4 protein-coding genes are annotated in these 2,727 nt (G+C 66.5%); 3 read left to right on the top strand and 1 reads right to left on the bottom strand.

The window, feature by feature from the left end; genetic code table 11:
* The coding region (locus AC1DX0_RS34215) for an amidohydrolase family protein (RefSeq protein ID WP_477358770.1) at positions 1–394 on the bottom strand (394 nt) is incomplete at its 3' end.
* Positions 395–471: 77 nt separating this feature from the next.
* Between AC1DX0_RS34215 and AC1DX0_RS34210 the strand changes: the two genes are divergently transcribed.
* The 3 genes from AC1DX0_RS34210 to AC1DX0_RS34200 form a co-directional block, all read left to right on the top strand.
* Positions 472–1,797: an alanine racemase gene (locus AC1DX0_RS34210; protein WP_477358768.1), complete on the top strand. Its 1,326-nt coding sequence runs from the start codon at positions 472–474 to the stop codon at positions 1,795–1,797.
* Between the two features lie 44 nt (positions 1,798–1,841).
* Positions 1,842–2,186, top strand: coding sequence for a RidA family protein (locus tag AC1DX0_RS34205; protein ID WP_095198060.1), 345 nt, complete (start codon positions 1,842–1,844; stop codon positions 2,184–2,186).
* Between the two features lie 3 nt (positions 2,187–2,189).
* Positions 2,190–2,727: M14 family metallopeptidase (locus AC1DX0_RS34200; RefSeq protein ID WP_477358765.1), on the top strand; the 538-nt coding region annotated here is incomplete at its 3' end.

Here is a 2,727-nt window from a genome sequence, read left to right as displayed (position 1 = left end):
CGGGATCCCAGCTCAATATGTCGCGCACGCCGACRACCCGATCGAAGGCGGCCTGCGCCTCGATCAGCGCCGGCGCCTCAGGGCTCGCCAGCGGCACGTGGACGACATAGCGGGCCGCCACGCCTTGCGACTTGTCGAGCGTTTCCAGCCAGCGTGTCTCGCCGACACAATCATCGCTCGCCCAGCCGGCTTCGACGTGGACCGTGGCAACGACATCGTGACTGGCGGCGTCGCGGGAATAATCGTGCGGAAGATAGTTGCGGCGCAACGGTCCGAGTTCGCCCAGGCCACCGCGTTCGCCGGCGGTCGCCGCCAACCACGGGTGCCGGCCAAGGCCGAGATCCCAGAGATGATGGTGGGCGTCGACGATCGGTCCGGTATAGGGTTTCGGCACGGAATTTTCTCATGGCATGACCAGGATCGGGAGTCGGTCCAGGTGTCGTTTCGCGACCGCGAAAGGGTTAGCATCGGATGACGCAAAACTCACCAGTCCCGCCGCTTGGCGTGCGCGAAAATTTTGTTCTCGACGACCGCATTCGCGGCGTGCCGCCCGGCACGGCGGGGCTGGACAGCAGCCTTGTCGGGCGGCAAGGCTGGCATCCTGCCGATGGCCGCATGGCTCTACCTGTGCTCACCCTCGACGAAGCGGCCTTCGCCGCCAATCGCGACCTGTTCCTGCGCTATATCAGCGAACAGGGTGTTGCGGTTGCGCCGCATGCCAAGACGCCGATGGCACCCGATCTGGCCCGCTCGCTGGTCGAGGCCGGTGCCTGGGGCACGACGGTCGCCGATATCCGCCAGGCGACGGTGATGCTCAAGGCCGGCCTTTCCCGGCTGATCATTGCCAACGAGGTTGGCGGCAGCGGCGGCGCAAGCCGCCTGGCAACGCTCGCAGGCGCCTGGCCGGATGCCGAGATTCTCGTCTTCGTGGACTCGGTCGACGTCGTCAATGCGCTGGCCGGGGCCTGGCGTGCCAATGCATCGCTCGCGCCCTTGCGCGTGCTGGTCGAACTGGGCGCGGGCAGGGCAGGTGCGCGCACCACGACCGAGGCCGAGGCGATCGCCGATGCGGTGATGGCGAGCGGCGGTCGCCTGCTGATCGCCGGCGTCGCGACCTATGAAGGTGCCGCCGCGCAACCGGATGCCGGCCGCACCGACGCGGCGATCGCCGAGCTGCTGGCAAGGACGTCCGACATGTTCCTGCGGCTGCGCGCCCGTCTTGGCGGCGAAGTGCCACTGATCGTGACGGCTGGGGGCTCGATCTTCTTCGACAGGGTTGTCGCCGCGCTGTTGCCTGTCGTCTCGCGCGACGGCAATGCGACGCTGGTGCTGCGCAGCGGCGCCATCTTCTTCCACGACCACGGAACCTATGACCGCTCGCTCGGTGTGCTTGACGCGCGCCAGGGGTTTGCGATCGGCGGCGAGAAGGCATCCGCCCGGCAATCGTTTCGCCCGGCGCTGCGGCTGTGGGCCGAAGTGCTGTCGCGGCCGGAACCGGGCCTGGCGATTTGCGRCATGGGCATGCGCGATGTGTCGTTCGACCAGGGATTTGCCATACCGCTCGCGGTCTATCGCGCCGGCAAGTTGCAGGCTGGCGCGCTGGTGAACGCCAAAGTCGTCAAGCTGAACGATCAGCACGCCTTCCTGGCGCTGGAGCCGGACAGCGAGCTCGCCGTCGGCGATGTCGTCGAGTTCGGCATCTCGCACCCCTGCACCTGCCTCGACCGCTACCGCGTCATCTTCGGCGTCGACGAGGCCGGGCATGTCCGCCATGCCTTCCCAACCTATTTCGGCTGACCGGATCCGCGGCGGCCCCGCAAAACGAACTGAAAGGATGCGATATGATCAAGTATTTCCAGTCCGGCTCCCGCATGTCGCAGGCGGTCGTCTATGGCGGTCTCGTGCACATAGCCGGCCAAGTGCCCGACAACCGCAAGGCCGGCATCGAAGCCCAGACCAGCGACGTGCTGGCCAAGATCGACGCGCTTCTCGCCGAGGCTGGCACCAGCAAGTCGAAACTGGTGGCCGTCAACATCTTCCTGCCGCAGATCGGCGATTTCGATGCCATGAACAGCATCTACGACGCCTGGGTCGACCCCGAGCGCCTGCCGGCCCGCGCCTGCGTCGAAGCGCGCCTTGCGGATCCTGATCTGCGCATCGAAGTCACCGCGGTGGCGGCGGTCTGAGCCATGCATACCGGCCTCGCCCACACGCTCGACTTCGGCCGCGATGGCAAGACGTCGGGCCATCTCAGCATTCCGTTCTCGATCGACCGCTCGCCCTATTACCAGGTCAAGGTTCCGATCTGCCTCGTCCGCAACGGCGACGGCCCGTCGCTGCTTCTGATGGCCGGCAATCACGGTGACGAATATGAAGGTGAGCTGTCGCTGGCCAAGCTGGTGCGCCGGCTCGACCCGAAGCGGATCAGGGGCCGCATCACCATCCTGCCGATGGCCAATATACCGGCGGTGATGGCCGCCAAACGCTGCTCGCCGCTCGATGGCGGTAATCTGAACCGCGCTTTCCCCGGCGACCCGTCGGGTACGCCGACAAGCCGGCTGGCGAATTTCCTGGAGAGCGAACTCTTCCCGCGTCATGACGTCGTCTTCGACATCCATTCGGGCGGCACCTCGATGGAACATCTGCCGACCGCGCTTGTCGAGCACAACACCGATCCTGGCCGCCACCGTCGCGGGGTGGAATTGATGCGCACGCTCGGCATGCCGT

It is taken from the genome of Mesorhizobium sp. P3_A9 (assembly GCF_056402975.1).
This window is presented reverse-complemented; position numbering and strand designations above follow the sequence as displayed.

What these genes read in the sequence shown, in the direction of transcription:
- AC1DX0_RS34205 (WP_095198060.1), top strand. Translation starts at nt 1,842, where the DNA reads ATGATCAAGTATTTCCAGTCCGGCTCCCGCATGTCGCAGGCGGTCGTC.